Below are 21,334 nucleotides of genomic sequence, written 5' to 3'. Positions count from 1 at the left end.
TAGACCTTTCCGTGGCTAAATTTTGTTTTAGGTGCAAACCTCTGATAGATTTCATCAATATCTTTCCTAGTTAAGGACAAAAATAATGAAAAAGATGCTGTTAAGTGCATTGCTTGCTACTACTCTAGTTGGTTGTTCAGATAACGATGTTGCTGACGTGGGGCTCGGTTGGTTTACTTTGAAAGACATCAAAGTCGGTGAGTTGAAAGACGAGGTGGTAACAGGTGTCACATGTCACATCGCCTCTATCGAAGCGGATTTCAGCTTAGCAGATCCAAGTGATAGCTCAATATCATGTCGTCAGACTGGCGAAATCACACCGGAAATGATTGCAAAAATAGATAAGAGTAAGTCCGGTGAAATTGTATTTAAGAAGTCAAAAAGCATTTTCTTCAAAACAATGAAGGTTCGCCGTATTTATGATGCCGATAACCAAACCTTACTCTACTTGTCTTATACAACAAAAGAGACCGATGGTAGTTTTAAGCATAGCCTTTCGACAGTCCCACTTTGGGGTACCAAGGCTTACGTTGAGCCAACTGAAGTGAAAAAGTAACGCGGGTAAATTTAGTTAGCGCGGAGCAGGCTCTTTCCGGGCGCTGCTGAGCAACAAGTTTAAAAAACAACCCATTGCAATACGACAAGCGTCATAAATTGCAGCTGCTTTGGTTGCTATTTACTCAGCTCGCTGATTTTTTCAGCGAGCAGACTTCTTTGTAATAAATCGCCACGATTTTCATTTTTTTGTGATACAATCCCGCCTCTTTTTTTTTCTCACTCAAGAACAAGCATGAAGTTTCCTGGTCAGCGTAAATCTAAACACTACTTCCCAACTCACGCTCGAGATCCATTAGTAAACCAAATCCGACAGGCACCTAAGCTATATCGCCCAACTATTGTTGGTGTCGGTCAAACCATTGTAGATATCGAAGCACGTGTAGATGACGCGTTTTTAGAGAAATACAACCTGAGTAAAGGACATTCGCTCGTTCTTGAAGAAAGCAAAGCAGATGCACTTTACGAAGAACTGGTTGAGCAAGGCCTGATCACACACCAATACCCAGGTGACACGATTGGCAATACTCTTCACAACTACTCAGTTTTAGCCGATAGCAAATCCGTTTTGCTCGGTGTGATGTCTAAGAACATTCAAGTCGGTTCTTTTGCTTATCGCTACCTTTGCCGTACGTCTTCACGCATGAACCTTAACCATTTACAAACGGTAGATGGCCCTATTGGTCGCTGCTACACCCTAATTTCTCAAGACGGTGAGCGTACATTTGCTATCAACGAAGGTCATATGAATCAACTACTTCCGGAAAGCATTCCTGAAGAGATCTTTGAGAAAGCATCAGCCCTGGTTGTTTCTTCTTACCTAATGCGTGGTAAAGAAGAAGATCCAATGCCTAAAGCGGTACAAAGAGCGATCGACTTTGCTAAGAAGCACGATGTCCCTGTTGTACTTACGTTAGGGACGAAGTACGTTATCGAAGGTAACGCACAATGGTGGCAAGAATACATTCGCGAAAACATTTCTGTTGTCGCTATGAATGAAGAAGAAGGTGCGGCGTTAACAGGTGAAACAGAGCCGCTAGCTGCTGCTGATAAAGCACTTGAGTGGGTTGATCTCGTACTGTGTACGGCAGGACCAAATGGTCTGTACATGGCTGGTTACACCGACGAGAAAGTAAAACGAGAAACCACACACGACATCCTTGAAAGCTCCCTCGAAGCCTTTAACCAGTACGAGTTTAGTCGTGCGATGCGTAAAGAAGACTGTCAAAACCCAATGAAGGTCTACTCTCACATCGGCCCTTACCTTGGTGGACCATTAGAGATTAAGAACACTAATGGTGCAGGTGATGCAGCCCTTTCAGCCTTACTGCATGACATGGCAGCAAACTCTTTCCACCAAAAAGAAGTGCCTAACTCAGAAAAGCACGAAGTACGATGCTTAACCTACTCCTCGCTTTCTCAGATCTGTAAATACGCAAACCGAGTAAGCTATGAAGTGTTGACGCAGCACTCTCCTCGCCTATCGCGAGCGCTTCCTGAACGAGAAGATAGCTTAGAAGAGACTTATTGGGATCGTTAAAACGACAGCTTTAAAGCTAAAAATATATCAAGGTCACCATTTGGTGGCCTTTTTGTTTTTATCTAGCACTATAACGAGTAGATTTCGTTAGTATGTCGCACAATACGAAGCAGTAAACTCTTTACAAGCCTAACCGAAACAGTACCATCACCAAGCAGACCTTTGCCTCACAATAATACTCGTTATAACTTAGGTAGTTTTTCAACGCTACCTGTGTGCCACTTTGGGGACTCTCCATGCAGTCAGATATCGAAATTTGCCGAAACACACCACTTTCTTCTATTGATGTTATCGCGGAAAAAGTAGGACTATCACCCGAAGAGTATGACACTCACGGGAAGCACAAAGCCAAAGTCCACCCAAAATGTTTGGAACGACTCAAAGCAAATGATGACGGTAAACTTGTACTCGTCACTGCGATCACGCCGACTCCTCTTGGCGAAGGAAAAACCGTTACGACGATAGGCCTGGCGCAAGGTTTAGCAAAGCTTAATCAATCTGTGATTGCATGTATAAGGCAGCCTTCGATGGGACCCGTCTTCGGTATTAAAGGTGGCGCTGCGGGCGGCGGTTATTCTCAAGTAGCTCCAATGGAAGAGTTAAACTTACACCTTACTGGTGACATTCACGCAGTGACAGCGGCGCACAACCTTGCTTCAGCCGCTCTTGACGCTCGCTTGTTCCATGAACAACGCGAGGGTTATGATGCCTTTGAATCACGCACCGGGTTAAGAGCACTTAAAATCGACACGGCCAGTATTACTTGGAAACGAGTGATGGACCATAATGATCGTGCACTACGTAAAGTCAAAATTGGCCTCAATGATGCAGGAAAAACCATCAATGGTTTCGAGCGTGACGAAGGGTTCGATATTTCAGCCGCTTCCGAGTTAATGGCTATCATTGCACTAGCCAAAGATTTAAAAGATTTACGCCAACGTATCGGGAAAATTGTCGTAGCGTACGATTTGAACGGAAATCCGGTCACCACGGAAGATCTACAAGTTGCAGGAGCAATGGCAGTAACACTAAAAGAGGCGATTGCACCAACACTGATGCAAACTCTAGAAGGTGTTCCTACGTTGATCCATGCAGGTCCATTTGCAAACATCGCCCATGGAAATTCATCCATTATCGCGGACGATATTGCGCTAAAACTGTCAGGTTACACGGTAACTGAAGCCGGTTTTGGTTCGGATATGGGATTCGAGAAAGCGTGTAACATTAAAGCTGCTGCCGCCAACAAAGCTCCTGACTGTGTAGTGATCGTAGCAACATTACGCGGCCTCAAAGCGAATTCCGGACACTACGATTTACGGCCAGGTATGGCTATTCCAGATTCCATCTTTAATCCGGACCAAGCAGCATTGGAGGCTGGGTTTGAAAATTTAAAATGGCACATAAATAACGTTCATAAATACGGTTTACCTGCTGTCGTTGCCATTAACCAGTTTCCACAAGATTGTGTGAAAGAGCTTAAAGCTCTTGAAGATCTGATTCACCAATTTAATCCTGAAGTTAAAGTAGCCATCAGCACCGCTTTTTCGCAAGGCGGACAAGGCGCAACGGAACTAGCTCAACATGTTATTGATGCGTGTACCACGCCTGTAGAGTTTTGTCCGTTATACAACAAAGAGCAATCATTACTCGAAAAGCTCATGGCAGTATGTGAAGCGGGCTATGGCGCAACCAATATAGAAATGACTCCTATCGCGACTGAACAGCTCAACCATTTTGAAAATCTAGGTTTTAACAACTTAGCGGTTTGCATCGCGAAGACACCATTATCGATAACCACAGACTCCGCAGTCAAAGGCGCACCAACTGGTTTTACCGTCCCAATCCGTGAGCTGCGCTTGTGTGCGGGCGCAGGGTTCGTTTATGCATTATCTGGTACCGTGATGACGATGCCAGGCTTACCTGATAAACCCGCATTTATGAACTTAGATCTTGATGATGAAGGAAATATCGTCGGTCTCTCTTAGTGCAGTGATAACGTATCGCTATCAGTGAAGTGAGCATATTCATTGAGTGAGTGGTCTACTTACCTATCCACTCACTCTCAACAACTGTGAAAAGAGTTGTCTCAGGCCTTCTACTCTTGAATCGTTGATACAAAGCTCTCCTGCCTTACATCAACGCGCCTGTTTTAGACCTTTAGAGTTAAAACGCTAACCCTAAGCCTTGTTTAGCCATAGTTATTAAGCTAGAAAACCCTATTTATCTTCTTGTTTTGTCGCCACTTTACATTGTAAATCCATACTTGTTGACTTCTCCTTTCTACAATTTTGCGCCAATTTGATGCACGGGCTATTTAGCACTTCACTAATATGGTGCAGTTGTCTTACAGTGAAATTTTAACCTCCTTGATTTTTAAGGAGATATTCTATGGCTCGATTCTTGTAGTAGACTTTTCACTAATAAGCACATTAGCACATGCTTTTCAAAACCTCTGCGTTGCATACCACCTCCTTCAGGTTAGCACCGTTTTGATGCATGTCAGAAAAGGGAAAGGGAATACTATGGAAGACGCACTCGCCGTAATTTTAGCAGGAGGGATGGGGTCTAGACTCAGCCCACTCACCGATGACAGAACCAAGCCAGCCGTACCTTTTGGCGGAAAATATAGAATTATAGATTTCACACTAACCAATTGTTTACATTCGGGTTTACGCAAGATCCTTGTTTTAACCCAATATAAATCTCATTCACTTCAAAAACACTTACGAGACGGCTGGTCGATATTCAATCCAGAGCTAGGCGAGTACATCACTGCTGTTCCGCCACAAATGCGCAAAGGTGGTGCATGGTATGAAGGAACCGCCGATGCGATTTATCACAACATGTGGTTGCTATCGCGAAATGATGCAAAGTATGTGGTTGTGTTATCCGGCGATCATATCTATCGAATGGACTACGCCGCAATGCTTGAAGAGCATAAAGAGAAAGGTGCTAAGCTCACCGTTGCCTGTATGGATGTCCCCGTAGAGGATGCTTCAGCATTCGGTGTAATGGGCACCGCAGAAAACGGGCTCGTTACTTCGTTTATAGAGAAACCTGAAACCCCTCCTACCCTTCCAGGAAGCACGACCAGAAGCCTCGTTTCTATGGGAATATATATCTTTGATATGGATGTTTTGAAAGAAGCGCTTGAAGAAGACTCAAAACTCGATTCATCAAGCCATGACTTCGGAAAAGACATCATACCTAAGCTGATTGATACCGAATCCGTTTACGCTTATCAATTCTGTGGCAGTAAAGGGCGCGTCGATAAAGATTGCTATTGGCGCGACGTGGGTACCATTGATTCCTTCTATGAAGCGAATATGGATCTACTAGAACCTGTGCCGCCAATGAACCTTTATCAGTCTAATTGGGCGATTCGTACTTACGAGCCGCAGTTTCCACCAGCTCGTACTGTATCGTCGGCTACGGGTAATGAAGGCATTTTTATTAACTCCATCATTGCTACCGGTGTCATCAATTCCGGAGGCTCAGTACAGCACTCCATTATTTCCTCTAATGTACGCATTCAAGATAGTGCAACGGTAGTCGATTCCATCATTTTTGATGACGTAGAAGTCGGTGAAGGAAGTCAGTTGGTCAACTGCATAGTTGATAAACATGTTCGTATTCCGCCACATACTCAAATTGGCATCAACAAACTTGAAGATGCGAAGCGATTTAAAATCTCAGACAAAGGTATTGTCGTCATACCTGAAAGTTACCAATTCGATTAAACGACAAACTATCACAACAAAAAAGCGCACGATAATCATCGTGCGCTTTTGTTTAAGTGCCTGTAAACATTAGGCTATAAAAAGTAATCCATAATAATTAGATGTTACATACCGTTGACCAGCTACCATCTGTACCCGGTTCAGCCGCTGTCCACCAGTTCGCTTGGTAAACCACACCGTTGTGGATGATCTTATCACCTTGGTTAGCGTGGCTTGGATTACCTGCCCAATCCGTTTGTGGCAGAGCTGGGTATGTCACTAAACCTGTCGTATCACACGTACCTGGTTCAGTGGTACCACCACCCGTGCCCGCATTGAGATCACCAATTGGTAGATCTGGCTGTTCAAACTTAAACGCAAACTCTTTACCACCAGAAATCACTGAGTAGTTAGCAGGACCAGAGATTGGTAGATAGTAAACCATATCAAGCTCGTAAGTGCCGCCCGCTGGCAAGTCTTTCCATGCTGGTAGAGAGAACGACACACGGTGCATTACGCCATCTAAGCCACCAATGTTGTTTGCTCGAGTATGTCCAGAAGCAATCACTTTCAAACCACCACCTGATTGGTCTTTCGCATTGTCCGGCGCAGATACTGGGATATCGAATTGGAATTCAGTACCGCCAGGGATCGCTTGACCAGTGTTATTTGTAAACGTGATTTTCGGGTTAATTGGGTAGTTTTGGTCGCCAACTTTGAAGCCGCCAACACTAACAGTAATGTCTACTGCTTCAGTTGGTGTTGGACCAGTAGCTACTTTGTTACCGTAAGGCGTCGCAGACTTAAACTTGTCGTAGATAGCTTTGGTCATAGTGTTACCCATGTGGTATTCACCATTACCCGCCGCACAAGCTTGTTCAGTGGCATCTACTGCCGTACGATTACCATTTGCATCCAGGACGTAACAGTTGTAGTCACCTGCTAGTTCCCAGAACATGATACCGCCGATCTCTTTATCGATAACGTAATCGGCTTTCACCTCGATAGAAGCTTTATCTTCCGTAGATAGGAATACGCTCTTCTCTGCGTTCCACAACCAAGGTGCCACAGCAACGCTATCGTAATGACGAGTATAAGTACCAACAAACTTATCTGAAGGATCGTTGACAGGGTCAAGACCGTAAGCAGCTGCGTAAGAGCCCCAAATACCGTTTTCTAGGTTCTTAGCATGCCACATTGGGTTAGAACCAGCGCCCATTTCGTTTCCTTTAGGGTCGGTATCATGCCACATGTTGTCGATACCAATAGCGCCGTGACCACAGTTGTTCTTCTCACCTTCACCTGTGCCCGGTTGGCACTCTGCTTGGTTTGGTAGTGCCGCTCGGCCCCAAAGGCCATTTTCGCCACCAGTAACACCTTGCCAACCACGGGTGTAGTAAGGAACACCAATGTTGATACGACCTGCTGGCATAGAACCACGGAAGTAATGGTAAGCCCAGTCTGTGTTCAAGTAACCGATACCACCGTATGCAGCAGTGCCGTATACGTTCCACTGCGCTAGCTCCGAGTCTTTACCTGTATCGAATAAAGCCGCGTTGTGACCAACGTGATCATTCCAAGCCCCATGCAAGTCGTAAGACATGATGTTTACGTAGTCTAGGTACTTAGTTACATCGAAGGTTTCCATCCCACGTAGCAAGTAACCTGAAGATGGTGCTGCGATAGTCAGCATATAATGAATACCATCTTGCGCGGATGCCGCATCAAGTTTCTCACGCAATACTTTCATCAGCTCTTGGTAAGACGCCCATAAATACTGACGACGTGGTTCCATGAAGTCTTTGTCGTAAGGGTTACCAGCACCAGCCATTGACGTCGGGTATTCATAGTCGATATCCAGGCCATCGAACTTGTACTGACGCATCATTTCAACGGCTGAAGTTGCGAACTTCTCAATACCAGCATGATTAATAGAACCGTCCGCATTCGTCGTCATGGTGTAGAAGCCACCATCAGCTACACGATCGCCGTTCGTATCGAAGTGACCGCCCGTTTCAGCCCAACCACCAATCGAGATTAGCGTTTTAACATCATGTTTTTGCTTGTAAGTTGCTAGTGCACCAAAATGACCTTTAAAACCAAGAGCGGGATCTACCTCAACGCCTGGCCAAGTTTTACCTGTAGCAGGGTTGTTAGGATCATTTACGTCGCCAACGTTTACTTTGCCGTCAGAACCAATGCTCACAAACGCGTAGTTAATGTGAGTAAGTTGTTCCCAAGGAATGTCTTTAACAAGGTAAGTCGATTGTGGGTCGTCACCTGATCGCCAACTGGTGAAGTAGCCGATTACACGACGTGGGTGATCAGCCCCCATTTTCTCACGGCCTTCTTCGTCATAAATAGAACAGTAAGGAACATCTACACCCGTTGTTTGATAAAGACCATCAGGACGACAATTAGATGTCACTGCGCCGCCGTTTACTGTTAACGTCGCAATTGCAGAATCTGCTGTTGCTCCAGCATCATCGGTTGCTCTCGCATAAACACTTAATGAGCCAGCTTGTGAAGGGGTTACATCCAGCGTGTATGGCGCTGTTGTAGCAGTGCCAGCAAGCACACCTGCAACATAAAAATCAACTTTAGCAACGGTACCATCCGCATCCGTAGCATTTGCAGTCAGTGTTACGGAACCACCCAGGTCAATAGAGCTCGCAGAAAGCGCGACATCCACTGTCGGCGCTTCGTTACCAGGTTGCGCTGATGCCACAGTTAACGTCACAACACTTGCCGTACTAACGGCACCTGCATCGTCATAGGCCTTGGTAGAGAACTCGTGCTGTCCTTCAGTTGCTGTCCACGATGCAGCATACGGCGCAGACGTTGCCTGACCAACTAATACACCATCAACAAAGAACTCTACTTTGCTAACAGTCCCATCAGTATCTGCCGCATCTGCAGCTAGGTTAACAACATCACCCGCAGTCACAGAAGCCGACGCAGAAGGCGATGTCAGAGTAACCGTCGGGACTTCATTCTGAGGTGGATCAACCGGTCCAGTGCCATCACAAGCGCCAAGTGTTTCCCACTCGCCCCACTCACCAGATTGCGCTGGATTGTTGTTTTGCGTCCAGTAACGCGCTTTATAAGCATTACCTTCATGCTGAACTTGGTCGCCACCGTTATAAACTTTTGATGATTGCCAAGTTTCTAGAGGGGCACAGTCAACTGCTGCGTAGCTATTGAAGGCCATAAGACAAGAAGCGGTGAGTGTGCTTAGTGTGAACACGTTTTTCACTGCGTTGCCGTTTTTAAGGTGCATAATCGCTCTTCCTTAAGTTATTGTTAAAACAATACTAAATGCGCTAAACGAAGCGCATCTATACTTTTATTTCGACGTAAAATAACTTAAGTACAAGTTGGTGATTTCACACTATCTATTTACGAGTTTTCCACACCGCCTCGCAACAATCCACTAAATGATTGCAACAACGTACCTATTATTTGGCACCAGTAACTAATTTTATAACTCAAATAAATATGTCACTCGCAAATTAATAAAAAAGGTAAAAAAAGTCGCCATTTTGAAATAAAGATCACTAAGCCTTTGTTGACCTTGGCGTTTCATTAAAATGCCGCTTGTACTCGCGACTAAACTGTGATGGGCTCGTGTACCCGACCATTCTCGCTGCATCATTAACACGTCTCCCCTCTAACTGGATCAATTCGCGCGCTTTGTTAAGTCGAACTTTCTTAATATATTGCAGCGGAGATTCAAGCGTGACATTGCGAAATGCTTGATGGAAAGCAGACACACTCATGTTGGCTTCTTCAGCCAATGCTTGTACGTTCAACTGTTCATGATACGCTTGATGTACACGATTTAGTGCCTTAGCGACCCTCGCGTAAGAACCTTCTTGATGTGCTAGGTCAAATAAAACATACCCCTCTTTGCTCACCAAAGTACGATACACAATTTCCTCAAGAAGCAGCTCGCCAAGCATGATGACATCAAGCTCGTTACACATTGCTTTCATTAACCGCTTGCACGCATCCAACATACCTTCGTTCATACGTACCGACTTAAGGCCGCAACGGGTTGCATCCAGACACTTATTACTGAATTTCTCAGCCTCTAATTTTTTAACGAGTTTATGAAGAAGCGTTGGCGAAATATCTATCGAAATGCCAAGTAAAGGCTCATTGTTTGTAGCAAACGCTTCGCACTCTAGTGGCATGGGAACCCCGACAACAAGGTAATCTTCGGGCCCATATTGCACTGGTGTATCACCAATATGAATGTTCTTATGCCCTTGACCCAATACGATGATGCCGGACTGATAGACAAACGGCTGGCGATGATTCCCTTTGCTACTGCGATAAAACCATACGCCATCTATCGCTGTTTTCTTCATACCTTCTAGGTCATGCAGCCCCTGCTTTTCAACATATTGCTGCATGATATCTGCGAGAGTGTGCATTAGAGCGCTCCATCAATGACCAACGAGTTTGGTCTCTATTATCGTTTCGAGCACTATACTTCCTCTCGACTTTAACTTTCTAGCTCAAGAGCATTAATTTTGTAGAAATAGGCAAATTATTTGCAGAAATCGACCTGTTAACGATCGTCAATCAGGACTAATATGCATGTATTCAATCTCCTTCACTGGAAGCAAGAGGGCTAATAATGAACTTTTCTTATGTAAACCCAACCAAGATTTTCTTTGGTCAAAAACAAATCGCTGCAATCAAAGAAGCTATCCCATCCGACCAAAAAGTTTTAGTGGTATACGGTGGTGGCTCCATCAAAAAAAATGGCGTGTACGACCAAGTAGCAGAAGCTCTTGAGGCACATGAATGGCTAGAGTTTTCAGGTGTTGAACCAAACCCAACCAAAGAAACACTCGATAAAGCAGTCGCAATGGTAAAAGAGCATGGCGTTGACTTTATTTTAGCGGTAGGTGGTGGTTCAGTCATCGATGGCTCCAAATACGTAGCAGCGGCATCAAAGTATGATGGTGATGGTTGGGATATCATGATTGGTAAGCACCAAGTCACTGAAGCGACGCCTCTAGCTGCAATTTTGACATTGCCAGCAACAGGCTCAGAGTCAAACATGGGCGCAGTTATCACTAAAAAAGAAACTCAAGACAAACTTCCGTTCATGTCTCCAGCAGTGCAGCCAAAATTTGCCGTGTTAGACCCAGATGTAATGAAAACACTGCCAGAACGCCAGCTTATCAACGGCATTGTTGACGCATGGGTGCACGTATGTGAGCAATACTTGACGCTTCCTACCGGTGCAATGGTTCAAGATGGTTACGCAGAAACACTGCTGAAAACTTTAAAAACACTCGGAGAACAGTTTGCGGAACGAGACGACGATATGTGGCGCGCAAACTTAATGTGGTCTGCTAACCAAGCATTGAATGGGTTAATTGGTAGTGGCGTTCCACAAGACTGGGCAACACATATGATCGGCCATGAATTAACGGCTCTATGGGGCGTTGATCATGCGCGTTCTCTTGCAATTGTCCAACCGTCGTTACTTCGTAACCAAATGCAGTTTAAGCGCCCTAAGTTAGAACAAATGGGTCGCAACGTATTTGGTCTTGAAGCAGGTGAGGATTTAGCAGAGCGCACAATCGAATCTATCGAAGCGTTTTATCATCAACTTGATGTCGCAACTAAGCTCGAAAACTATGGTGAGAGCCGTGAACAAGCTATCGATGCCATCATTGCTCAACTAAACAAACACGGCATGACTGTTTTAGGTGAAAACCAGGCGATCACACTTGAACGTAGCCGAGAAATCTTAGAGTTAGCTGTCTCATAACTGCAACAATTCTTCACTGCCCTTCCTAGGGTTTAACGGTATTGTGACTTAACAGTCACAATACCGTTTTTTTATGCTATTTTGTAAGCCACATCACGTTCAAAACGAGGAGGCTTCTAAAAACAACGATTCCCTCCAGACAAAAAATCGGCCGTGTTGGTTAGTAAAGAGACAACTGTCCAGCTTTACACAAATAAAAATAATTGAGATCAAAGAACGAGTTAACTCGTTAATTAAGTTTTGATTTGTTGTAGTGATGTACTACATAATTTTGTCTGTTCGAGAAAACACTTTATGTGGCTAGTTGTTGTCGTATTAGCATTCATACATATCATCAGTATCCGTAAAGGCTCTAAATGGCTCTTTTACGTTTCTAAACCATTACCAGTGCTCTGTATGCTTGGTATTTTAATTCAGTCCCCGGCTTACCCAATGCCATATGCGCATTGGATTTTGATTGGCTTATCGCTCTCGTTGCTTGGTGACGTGTTATTAATGCTCCCTAGAGACAAGTTCATTACAGGATTAGTGCTCTTTTGCTCTGCCCATCTCTCCTATAGTTATGGTTTTGCCATCATGTCAGCGTGGCATTTTACACCTTGGCTCCCAATTGCCTTGTTCGGACTCGGTATATGCGTCTACTGGTTGTTCCGACCGGATCTCGGTAAAGAAAAACGGCCAGTTGCTAGTTATATATTGGTACTGATGACTATGTGCTGGGCTTCGATCGAGTATTATTTGAGTGGGAAAACACAATCCTCCTCTTTTGCAGTGCTCGGAAGCTTTATCTTTATTATCTCTGGCATCGTATTGGCTTTCGAACGCTTTGGAGGACGGTCAATATTTTCACGACAAGTTGTCATGGTGACCTACTATTCTGCACAGACACTAATGGTTATGTCTGTTGTTGCGATTGTTGTTCGTTATCCGTATCTCGTTGAACTGAGTTAGTCATACTCTAGACTCTAGACTGCACCAACATTAAAGAAACATGGATGTATCTTGTAAGCGATCTGAATAGAGTCTTAAAATCATCGCCTAAACATTAGCTTATTCTTAATGAAATTACGCGCACAACTTGCTATTGTAAAAGGATATTTTTCCGTTATAGCGTGCCCCTTTGAAAGAGAATACTCCCGTCGTTGAGTTTAGCGACGTAAATAAGTGGTATGGCGATTACCACGCTCTAAAAGACATCAACTTCTCCGTGCATTCTGGCGAGATCGTCGTGGTGTGTGGCCCTTCAGGTTCCGGAAAATCAACGCTCATTCGTTGCATCAATCATCTTGAATCGATTCAAGAAGGCCAGCTTCATGTGTTCGACCAGCCTTCTCACGCAAAATCTCTCAAGCCCGGTAAAATCGGCATGGTGTTCCAACACTTTCACCTTTTTCCTCATTTGACTGTACTGGAAAACCTCACCTTAGCGCCGATTCGCACACACAAATTATCAAAACAAGAAGCTGAAAAACGCGCAAGACATTACCTAAAGCGAGTCAATATTGAAGAGCAAGCGAGTAAGTATCCTATCCAGCTTTCTGGCGGTCAGCAGCAACGCGTCGCGATTGCCCGCTCCTTGTGTATGGAACCGGATTTACTCCTGTTTGACGAGCCAACTTCAGCGCTTGATCCGGAAATGATCAACGAAGTGTTGGATGTCATGGTTGAGCTGGCTCAAAGCGGAATGACGATGATTTGCGTCACGCATGAAATGGGATTTGCCAAAAAAGTAGCGAACCGCGTGGTATTTATGGATGAAGGCCAAATCGTGGAAATGAACTCTCCAGTCGCCTTATTTGAGACACCACAGCATCCACGCACCCAAGCATTTTTGAACCAAATTTTAAGTTACTGATGATAGTTCGCGTAATCAAACCTGTCCTTCAAGCTTTACTGCAAATGACGCTCCTCTTCATAGCGATTGTGTGGGTGTTGGACTCTGGTGCCGACGCTATGGGCTATCAATGGCAATGGGAGCGCGTACCTGATTACATCGCTTTTTATGAAGATGGAGAATGGTGGCCGGCAGAACTTATTGATGGGCTATTGGTCACGCTTAACATCTCGGCAATTAGTCTATTTTTTACCTTAGTATTAGGGTTGGTTACCGCGTTACTAAGGCTTAGCGATTCGAAAGTCGGCAATGTTATTGGTACCACTTATGTCGAAGTAATACGTAACACGCCGTTGTTGGTGCAAATCTATTTACTCTACTTCGTGTTTGGCCCCGTGATTGGTTTGGACCGATTCAGCACCGCCGTTTTGGCATTATCCCTTTTCCAAGGTGCCTACACCGCGGAAATATTCCGTGCAGGTTTAAACAGTATTCCTAAAGGGCAATTCGAAGCAGCACAAACTCTCGGGCTATCACCGTTTTACACCTACAAAGACGTAATTTTGCCTCAGGTTTTACAGCGCACATTACCGCCATTAACCAATGAAGTGGTTTCTTTGATCAAAAACTCTTCCATTGTAAGCGTGATGGCGATTTTTGATCTAACAACACAGGCACGCAACATCGTCTCAGAGACGGCGATGCCGTTCGAAATTTGGTTTACCGTGGCAGCAATTTATCTTGCTCTCACTCTGTCACTTTCTGGCTTGTCTGCATGGCTAGAACACAAACTCGGAGCCAGTTGGCGCAAATTATAAGGAGATAACATGAAGTTATTCAAAGCGACCATTACTGCATTATTAGGGCTAGCCATCGCTATGCCTACAATCGCGAAAGAAGATGTCGCCACACCCAATGTAGATCAAATCAAAGAACGAGGCACTTTGCGCGTTGGTATGTCAACATTTGTACCTTGGGCAATGCGTAACAAGCAAGGTGAGTTAATCGGTTTTGAAATCGATGTTGCCAAACGCTTAGCACAAGATTCAGGTTTGAAAGTGGAATTCGTACCAACTGCGTGGGATGGCATTATTCCCGCACTACTGGCGAAAAAGTTCGACGTGATCATCGGTGGCATGTCGGTTACGCCTGAACGTTCCAAAAGCGTGTTGTTTACTGAGGCCTACTCGCACTCAGGCGTTCAAGTAGCAGCAAACAAAGAACTCGCCTCTGGTTTTAGCGAATTTTCGGATTTTGACTCACGACGCGTAAAAATTGCGGCTCGTCGCGGCGCATTCACCGTTCAAGTAGCCAGAGAAACCTTCCCGAAAGCGAAGATCCTGCAATTTGATGACGACGTGCAAGCGTTCCAAGAGGTGCTGAATGGTAACGCCCACGCGGTCATTGCTTCTAGCCCAAAACCAGAACATGAGACAGTGAAACACAGCGACAAACTATTCCTTCCATTCTCTGAGCGACTATCACAAGGCAACGAAGCCTTTGCAGTTCGCTTGGGGGAAGAAGATAAAAAGGCCTTTTTCAATAAATGGATTGAAGCAAGAACCCAAGATGGATGGTTAAAACAACGTTATGAATACTGGTTCTCGACATTAGATTGGCAAGATCAAGTCGCGCAAGGCCAGTAATCTAAATGGCTCGTGGACGCCGCGAGCCTATACTCTCCAATCATCCATTTTACTTTTCCATAACTTATCGGAGTCAAATTTTTGGGCGAACACACTACCACTCGCACAGCACCCGCGAAATCCAGCACAGGCTACCTTTTACCACAATTAAACACACTAGACTGGGTACTACTTGTTATGTGCGGTATCGGTGGTGTTTGGCTGTACCATCGGTCCGCTGTTGGTGTGCATTATTTGTGGCAGTGGAAAGAGGCGCTTGAATTACTTTTCACGCCTAGAGCAGATGGTGGTTTGCCCTACTTCTTCCAAGGTTTGATTTCGACGTTAAGGCTCAGTATTTGGGGCATCAGCTTCGCATTAGTGTTTGGCACTTTGTTAGGCTTAGCACGCTTCTCTCGTTCCGTTTGGTTGCGCACACCTGCCAATGCGTTTATCCAGTTAGTGAGAAACATCCCTCCGTTGGTGTTTGTTTTTATTTTCTACTTTTTCATTTCTAACCAATTGATCCCGTTGCTCGGTTTGGAAGATCTTCTACGAAACTACAACGGCGAACCAAATGCGCTACAGCGCTTTCTGTTTGGGCCTTCTAACCTTTGGGAAAACCTTGCCTCTGGCGTGTTATGCGTCGGCTTACTCTCTTCTGCCTACATTGCAGAAGTTGTGCGCGGTGGTTTACAAAGTATCGACCAAGGTCAGTGGGAAGCGGCTGACTCATTGGGCTTGTCTCGATGGGTGAAATACCGATTTGTTATCGCGCCACAGGTGCTTAAATCAATAACACCTGCACTTGCCGGTCAAACCATCTCTTTGGTGAAAGACACCTCTATTGTTTCACTGATTTCGATACAAGAAATGACGTTTGTTGGGACAGAGATGGCAAATTCATCAGGGTATATATTTGAAATTTGGTTGATTGTCGGCCTTGCTTACTTCTTAATCTGTTTTGGTCTGTCACTTATTTTCCGCCATATTGAAGCAAAATCGGAAGCCATTTCAAATTAACTCGACCGCATATGTAATTAGGCACATTTGATTCTTCAAATCAGAATTGCACCCTGTTACATTGGCAAGATGCTAAATTTTCGGCGTTTTTCATGGAGTTAAAGAATCAATCCGACTACGAGCGATACATAAAACAAGATAATCTTGGTGAATATTACGTAGTTCTCAATCAATTCACTTTTCACAGTGTTTATCAGCCAATTTTTGATAGACGCCAACGTATTATTGGTATGGAAGCCTTACTGCGTATTCGTGGCATTGATGGTTCCCTAATTCGTCCTGACGTGTTTCTGGCCAATAATGGTCTTGATCCCTACTTTCGCTTATGTGTAGAGTTTTTATCTAGAGCAATGCACATTCGAAATTTCGCACGCTATTTCGCAGGGACGCCGATCAAACTGTTTCTTAACGTCATGCCTCAAACGCTACTCACACTAACCAAAGACATGGGCTTTAAAGATAACGGCCTGCTTTACAAACGCCTTTCCGAACTTGGTATGAGCCCATCAGACGTAGTTTTTGAAGTAGTCGAAGAGTCATGCGGAGATACGGATTTATTAATCAAAGCCGTACAGTTAATGAAAGCAAATGGTTTTATCTTTGCTATCGATGATTTTGGCGCCCAACATTCTGATATCGCACGTGTTCAGCAGCTCTGCCCTGACATCATCAAAATCGATCGTTCCTATTTGCTAGACTACTGCGCCGGAGAAACCTTTTCCATACATAGCGCCGTTGATCTAGCGGATCATATGGGAGCAAAAGTCATTATAGAAGGGGTTGAAGAAGACGTGCAGCTACAAGCTATGTATCAACTTAATTTGGATTATTACCAAGGCTTTTACTTAGGAAAGCCTTGCGCCATTCATCACTGGACAGATAGCCTAAACATCGAGACGACAGTGCATTAACACTGCCCACTTACAGCACAGTGAAACCAAAAAAGCGCCGATATAATATGCTCGGCGCTTTTTAGTTTTACTCAGATGTCACTTATTTAGTTAAGCGTTCATTTCCCTAGAAAAAATCAATAGAATTACGTCCGCTCTTCGGATCACGAGTCGCTTGCGGTTTGTCTTCTTTTTTGCCTTTCTTAGCAGACTGAGACAACGCTTCTTTCTGCGCTTTACGCTCTTTATGTGCCGCTTTACGGCCTGTTGATTTAGGCCCAGAAGCTTTAGGTGACTTACTTTGACGAGACTTATCTTTACGAGAAGACTGCGCTTCTTTTTTCGCTTTCTTTTCTGCTTTTTGCTCTGCCGTTTCAGGTTCGGTTACTGGCGCATCGCAAACCACAACATAATATTCCTGGTTAAACTCAAAAAAGTCACCATCATACATCTTGCGGCGCTTACGTGTTTCTAGTTCACCATTCACCGCGACGTAGCCTTCCTCGATGATATGTTTTGCTTCGCCGCCACCGCTGACCAAGTTTGCGATCTTAAAAAGCTTGTACAGTTCGATTGGATGCGCATCAACATCGATGCCAATCGCTTCGATCTCAATCTCTTCGCCTTCTAAATACTCTTCGTGGTCGTAATCTTGGGTCATGTTACTTACTCTTACTATTTGATGCCCTGAAGTTTAAACGCAATGCTTAAAAATAGAAACCTCTGGCGATGTTCAATCACCGATTCGCCTTGGCATTTGAGCACCTCTTAACCCATTTAACTTGTCGCTCGTTAGCTTGTATACCGATGCGTAGCTCAAACGAAGCTGCAATTACGCAACCTGAAGGTATATACTCTCTAAGTTATTGTTGAAAAGAGCGAATACTTTGTCTCAACCAAGTAGAATTACCTTTGTCACTGCGAACTTGTTTAATTTTGTCGCACCGCCTAACGCCTACTATGATTTCGAGAACATATACTCGTTAGAGCAATGGCAAGACAAACTTTCGTGGACGCAACGTCAAGTTGAAAAACTGGAAGGCGACGTGATTGGCTTACAAGAAGTGTTCAGTATCGAGAAGACCCAGGAATTTTTTTCAACCATCGGCTACCCCTACTTTGCGACCGTTGACACCCCACATGTTGAGGATGAGTACATTTACTCAAGCCCTGTTGTGGCAATCGCCTCTCGGTTTCCAATAGAAAAAGTACAAGCGGTAGAGTTTGACTTAGCAACGCTTGAGCCTTTTGGAGTAAGTGTTGCTCCAGAGTTCAGTCGCAAACCTATCTATGCCCAAGTAATACATCCTGTACTTGGTCATATCGCCGTTTACGTAACGCACCTGAAATCTCAACGCCCGGCCGACTCAGAACAACCAGAAACGTCTAGCACGATTATTGGGCGCTGGTTATCCACCCAGCAAAGAGGCTGGGAAGCAGCGATGTTAAGAGACGCGATGCAAAAGAGGTATCGAAAAGAACCAATGCCGACAGTGTTAATGGGCGATATGAATCAACCTATCACTCCTATCAGTGTTAATAGCGCATTGGTATCCAACACTGGTGACAGTGTCACTGAATTACAACTCAAAGATGGTTGGATATTGCAAAGTGACGCTCAGAAGGATGAACGCCCCGCCACGCATTATCATTTTTCCACTGGGAACGTACTCGACTATATCTTGCTCTCACAAGAGTTTGACACCTTATCAGATATATCGGTTGCCGAGGTTGTTGACTATCAGGTGTCTAACCAACATCTGATCAACCCGATTTATGACAGAGATAAAAACGCCAGCGACCACGCATTTGTGGCGCTGACGGCTGAAGTAAAGCTTTGAGCAACCTATTTAGTGACTTAGTGACGTTTCACAATTTTACGCGGGATAAGTTCTACGCCAGGCTTGTAACGCTTAGCGGAAGCGTTGAGTGCTAACTCCATTGCGCTGTCCGCGATCAACTCAAACTGTTGAGGCAAAGAGTTGATTTTCACAGGCAAGAAGTCCAGCAGTCGATTATCACCAAATGTTGCTAAACGCACCTTTCCCATCAGTTCTGGTTTTTCTAGCATTACATCCAACACACCTTCTAACAGTGTATATGACGTTGTAACAATGGCATCTGGCAATGCGTTCTCTGTTAACCATCTCTCTAAGACTTTCTTGCCTTCTTCCCGGGAGAAGTGTTGTCCATAACCCACTGTTGCCGTTTTACCACCTTGTTGAGAAGCAGATAGAAAACCCAGTTCGCGCTCTTTCGACACTTGCAGATCTTGCAACGCACCAATCAAACCAATGGTTTTGATCTCTGGTGACAGTACCGATTCTGTAAGCTCAAAAGCAGCATCAAAATCTTCACTGATAACGCAACAAAAATGCTCATCATCCATTGGACGGTCAAGTGCTATAACCGGAGTGCCCGAGTTTTGTAACTTGAGATAATACTCATTAGCCGATGGCATACCACTTGCGACAAATAGCGCGTCAATTCGGCGACTGATTAGCGCTTCAGCAACCTTTTTCTCCGTTTCCGGATCATCATCTGAGCAGCCAATTAGAATTTGATAACCCGCCTTACGCGAGTTTTGTTCAATCAGTTTTGCAAGGCGTGCGTAACTGGTGTTCTCCAAGTCTGGGATGATAAGCCCAAATGAGCGTGAATTACCTGCCCGCAAGGAAGACGCCGCATGATCTGGCTTATAATTGTACTCATCTACAACGGCCATCACCTTTTTCTGAGTCTTCTCGCTGATGCGGTATTTCTGCGCTTTTCCGTTAATCACATAGCTTGCAGTTGTCTTAGAAACACCCGCTAATTTGGCTATTTCATCCAGTGTCATATTCTAAACCTTATTCTGTGCGCGCGATCATATTAATACATCAACGATCTTTCGATAAGTTGAATTATAAGCTGAACCGATTCAGTATAAAAGCTGAAAGGATTCAGCAAAACTTAAAAATTGACGTAAATCACCCGAACACGCAACAAACCAATTTGTGAGCTAGGCTATAGGACAGCGGCAAAGGCTCGTTTGTTAACGTCAGTTTTTAAAACAGTTTTTCTGAGTCTTTTAAAAAATTTACCAACAAGCTGAATCGATTTAGCTTGAAAGATAAAAGGTTTGAGGAGTGATAAGCGCTCAGAAGAAGCGGCGTTCAACTTCTCACACAGAATACATTTTTAAATTGATACCTTAAGGCTGGAGAAGCACCATGCTTAAGCTAAATAAGAACGACATTACCCTCTCGCAATCAGCGACAGATAAGTTTGAAGCAATAAAGAGTATTGCTCATAGCCTGACTGATAAAGGCCTAGTTGAACGCGGTTACGTTGAAGGCATGCTAAACCGTGAAAACCAAAACTCTACGTTTTTGGGGAACGGTATCGCCATCCCGCACGGTACAACCGACACTCGTGCAATGGTGAAAACAACGGGTGTTGCTGTGCATCACTTCCCACAAGGTGTCGACTGGGGTGATGGCAATACTGTGTTCGTCGCTATCGGTATCGCAGCTAAATCTGATGAACACCTTGGCATTCTTAAACAGCTCACCAAAGTGCTAGGCGCAGATGGCGTAGAAGAGCGTCTGCGTAATGCAAAAAATGAAGACGAAATCATCGCCCTACTGCACGGTGATGTTCAGCTTGAAGCAGACTTTGACGCTTCTTTAATTCAACTGATGTTCCCTGCGAGCGACATGCTACAGATGAGTGCTGTTGCAGGTGGTCTGTTGAAAAATACGGGATGTGCTGATAACGAGTTCGTTGCCGATCTCGTTACCAAACAACCAACTCACTTAGGTAATGGCCTGTGGTTAATTGGCAGTGACAAACATGTCACTCGCACAGGTGTGTCATTTGTCTCGACGGCAAACGACTGCGAATATGAAGGTCAAAAAGTGCGTGCACTTTTCGCGTTCGCAGCATGTAACAATGCTCACCAACCTATCCTAAAAACGCTTTCTAATATTGTGTTTAACAATGAACACGGCAAGCTTTTAGATGCATCAGTAGAACAGATTCTTGCTTTGTTCAAAGGTGAAGAAGTCACAGCTGCATCTTCAGAAGAAGGCAATACCGCTGTATTTAAAATCAAAAACTCTCACGGCCTACATGCTCGTCCGGGGGCAATGTTAGTCGCAGAAGCGAAAAAGTTTGAATCCACTATACGTGTTTCCAACCTAGACGGAGATGGAAAAGCAGTAAACGCGAAGAGCCTAATGAAAGTTATCGCGCTGGGCGTTAAGCACGGTCACCAACTTCAATTTACAGCAGAAGGCCCTGATGCGCCGCAAGCCTTGGAGTCTATCGGAAATGCAATCGCTTCTGGCCTTGGTGAAGGTTAAGGATCCGA

The 21,334-nt window shown here is 44.6% G+C and carries 17 protein-coding genes; 13 read left to right on the top strand and 4 right to left on the bottom strand.

The features are described from left to right. Positions 1–85: 85 nt before the first annotated feature. The 4 genes from N646_RS20880 to glgC all read left to right on the top strand — a co-directional run bounded on the left by N646_RS20880 (position 86) and on the right by glgC (position 5,835). Complete coding sequence (locus tag N646_RS20880; protein ID WP_005397614.1) at positions 86–556, top strand: CreA family protein; 471 nt, start codon at positions 86–88, stop codon at positions 554–556. Between the two features lie 234 nt (positions 557–790). Then, complete coding sequence (locus N646_RS20875) at positions 791–2,095, top strand: inosine/guanosine kinase (RefSeq protein WP_005376376.1); 1,305 nt, start codon at positions 791–793, stop codon at positions 2,093–2,095. Between the two features lie 236 nt (positions 2,096–2,331). After that, positions 2,332–4,080 (top strand): formate--tetrahydrofolate ligase, encoded by a 1,749-nt coding sequence (locus tag N646_RS20870; protein WP_017820951.1) that lies wholly within the window; start codon positions 2,332–2,334, stop codon positions 4,078–4,080. Between the two features lie 537 nt (positions 4,081–4,617). Beyond that, entirely contained in the window at positions 4,618–5,835 is a 1,218-nt protein-coding gene (gene glgC / locus N646_RS20865) for a glucose-1-phosphate adenylyltransferase (protein ID WP_017820952.1), read from the top strand. A 97-nt stretch (positions 5,836–5,932) separates the two neighbouring features. Here the strand turns inward: glgC and N646_RS20860 are convergent, their stop codons facing one another. Together N646_RS20860 and N646_RS20855 are read right to left on the bottom strand one after the other, a co-directional pair. Next, complete coding sequence (locus tag N646_RS20860; protein WP_017820953.1) at positions 5,933–9,094, bottom strand: chitinase C-terminal domain-containing protein; 3,162 nt, start codon at positions 9,092–9,094, stop codon at positions 5,933–5,935. 277 nt (positions 9,095–9,371) lie between these two features. Further along, positions 9,372–10,253 carry an AraC family transcriptional regulator gene (locus N646_RS20855; protein WP_005386077.1) on the bottom strand — a complete coding sequence of 294 codons (882 nt, stop codon included), beginning with the start codon at positions 10,251–10,253 and terminating at the stop codon, positions 9,372–9,374. A gap of 206 nt (positions 10,254–10,459) precedes the next feature. Here N646_RS20855 and N646_RS20850 point away from each other — a divergent pair, with 206 nt between their 5' ends. The 7 genes from N646_RS20850 to N646_RS20820 all read left to right on the top strand — a co-directional run bounded on the left by N646_RS20850 (position 10,460) and on the right by N646_RS20820 (position 17,001). Continuing rightward, positions 10,460–11,608, top strand: coding sequence for an iron-containing alcohol dehydrogenase (locus N646_RS20850; protein ID WP_017820954.1), 1,149 nt, complete (start codon positions 10,460–10,462; stop codon positions 11,606–11,608). 294 nt (positions 11,609–11,902) lie between these two features. Beyond that, complete coding sequence (locus N646_RS20845) at positions 11,903–12,559, top strand: lysoplasmalogenase (protein ID WP_005376394.1); 657 nt, start codon at positions 11,903–11,905, stop codon at positions 12,557–12,559. A 169-nt stretch (positions 12,560–12,728) separates the two neighbouring features. Next, positions 12,729–13,463, top strand: coding sequence for an amino acid ABC transporter ATP-binding protein (locus N646_RS20840; protein ID WP_017820955.1), 735 nt, complete (start codon positions 12,729–12,731; stop codon positions 13,461–13,463). Then, the gene (locus N646_RS20835) at positions 13,463–14,260 is read left to right on the top strand and encodes an amino acid ABC transporter permease (RefSeq protein ID WP_005376396.1); all 798 of its coding nucleotides are present in this window, start codon (positions 13,463–13,465) and stop codon (positions 14,258–14,260) included. The genes N646_RS20840 and N646_RS20835 overlap by 1 nt, the downstream gene beginning before the upstream one ends. A 9-nt stretch (positions 14,261–14,269) precedes the next feature. Next, entirely contained in the window at positions 14,270–15,088 is an 819-nt protein-coding gene (locus N646_RS20830) for a transporter substrate-binding domain-containing protein (protein ID WP_017820956.1), read from the top strand. Between the two features lie 81 nt (positions 15,089–15,169). Then, on the top strand, positions 15,170–16,090 hold the full coding sequence (locus N646_RS20825) for an amino acid ABC transporter permease (protein ID WP_017820957.1): 921 nt from the start codon (positions 15,170–15,172) through the stop codon (positions 16,088–16,090). A 92-nt stretch (positions 16,091–16,182) separates the two neighbouring features. Further along, positions 16,183–17,001 (top strand): EAL domain-containing protein, encoded by an 819-nt coding sequence (locus tag N646_RS20820; RefSeq protein WP_017820958.1) that lies wholly within the window; start codon positions 16,183–16,185, stop codon positions 16,999–17,001. A 106-nt stretch (positions 17,002–17,107) separates the two neighbouring features. On the opposite strand, the gene N646_RS20815 is transcribed toward N646_RS20820, so the two are convergent. Beyond that, positions 17,108–17,641, bottom strand: coding sequence for an RNA-binding S4 domain-containing protein (locus tag N646_RS20815; RefSeq protein ID WP_005376400.1), 534 nt, complete (start codon positions 17,639–17,641; stop codon positions 17,108–17,110). Positions 17,642–17,867: 226 nt separating this feature from the next. Between N646_RS20815 and N646_RS20810 the strand changes: the two genes are divergently transcribed. After that, positions 17,868–18,821: an endonuclease/exonuclease/phosphatase family protein gene (locus N646_RS20810; RefSeq protein ID WP_017820959.1), complete on the top strand. Its 954-nt coding sequence runs from the start codon at positions 17,868–17,870 to the stop codon at positions 18,819–18,821. A gap of 17 nt (positions 18,822–18,838) precedes the next feature. Here N646_RS20810 and cra read toward each other — a convergent pair whose 3' ends face one another. Next, positions 18,839–19,819 carry a catabolite repressor/activator gene (gene cra / locus N646_RS20805; protein WP_017820960.1) on the bottom strand — a complete coding sequence of 327 codons (981 nt, stop codon included), beginning with the start codon at positions 19,817–19,819 and terminating at the stop codon, positions 18,839–18,841. Between the two features lie 373 nt (positions 19,820–20,192). Between cra and fruB the strand changes: the two genes are divergently transcribed. Then, positions 20,193–21,326 (top strand): fused PTS fructose transporter subunit IIA/HPr protein, encoded by a 1,134-nt coding sequence (gene fruB / locus N646_RS20800; protein ID WP_017820961.1) that lies wholly within the window; start codon positions 20,193–20,195, stop codon positions 21,324–21,326. Positions 21,327–21,334: the final 8 nt, after the last annotated feature.

It is taken from the genome of Vibrio alginolyticus NBRC 15630 = ATCC 17749 (assembly GCF_000354175.2).
Lineage (GTDB): Bacteria > Pseudomonadota > Gammaproteobacteria > Enterobacterales > Vibrionaceae > Vibrio > Vibrio alginolyticus.
The sequence above is the reverse complement of the archived record's forward strand: the minus strand, read 5'-3'. Positions and strand labels throughout refer to the sequence as shown.

Bases quoted from the DNA above. Each gene is read 5' to 3' on its own strand.
- N646_RS20880 (WP_005397614.1), top strand. From the start codon at position 86: ATGAAAAAGATGCTGTTAAGTGCATTGCTTGCTACTACTCTAGTTGGT.
- N646_RS20875 (WP_005376376.1), top strand. From the start codon at position 791: ATGAAGTTTCCTGGTCAGCGTAAATCTAAACACTACTTCCCAACTCAC.
- N646_RS20870 (WP_017820951.1), top strand. From the start codon at position 2,332: ATGCAGTCAGATATCGAAATTTGCCGAAACACACCACTTTCTTCTATT.
- glgC (WP_017820952.1), top strand. From the start codon at position 4,618: ATGGAAGACGCACTCGCCGTAATTTTAGCAGGAGGGATGGGGTCTAGA.
- N646_RS20860 (WP_017820953.1), bottom strand. From the start codon at position 9,094: ATGCACCTTAAAAACGGCAACGCAGTGAAAAACGTGTTCACACTAAGC.
- N646_RS20855 (WP_005386077.1), bottom strand. From the start codon at position 10,253: ATGCACACTCTCGCAGATATCATGCAGCAATATGTTGAAAAGCAGGGG.
- N646_RS20850 (WP_017820954.1), top strand. From the start codon at position 10,460: ATGAACTTTTCTTATGTAAACCCAACCAAGATTTTCTTTGGTCAAAAA.
- N646_RS20845 (WP_005376394.1), top strand. From the start codon at position 11,903: ATGTGGCTAGTTGTTGTCGTATTAGCATTCATACATATCATCAGTATC.
- N646_RS20835 (WP_005376396.1), top strand. From the start codon at position 13,463: ATGATAGTTCGCGTAATCAAACCTGTCCTTCAAGCTTTACTGCAAATG.
- N646_RS20830 (WP_017820956.1), top strand. From the start codon at position 14,270: ATGAAGTTATTCAAAGCGACCATTACTGCATTATTAGGGCTAGCCATC.
- N646_RS20820 (WP_017820958.1), top strand. From the start codon at position 16,183: ATGGAGTTAAAGAATCAATCCGACTACGAGCGATACATAAAACAAGAT.
- N646_RS20815 (WP_005376400.1), bottom strand. From the start codon at position 17,641: ATGACCCAAGATTACGACCACGAAGAGTATTTAGAAGGCGAAGAGATT.
- cra (WP_017820960.1), bottom strand. From the start codon at position 19,819: ATGACACTGGATGAAATAGCCAAATTAGCGGGTGTTTCTAAGACAACT.
- fruB (WP_017820961.1), top strand. From the start codon at position 20,193: ATGCTTAAGCTAAATAAGAACGACATTACCCTCTCGCAATCAGCGACA.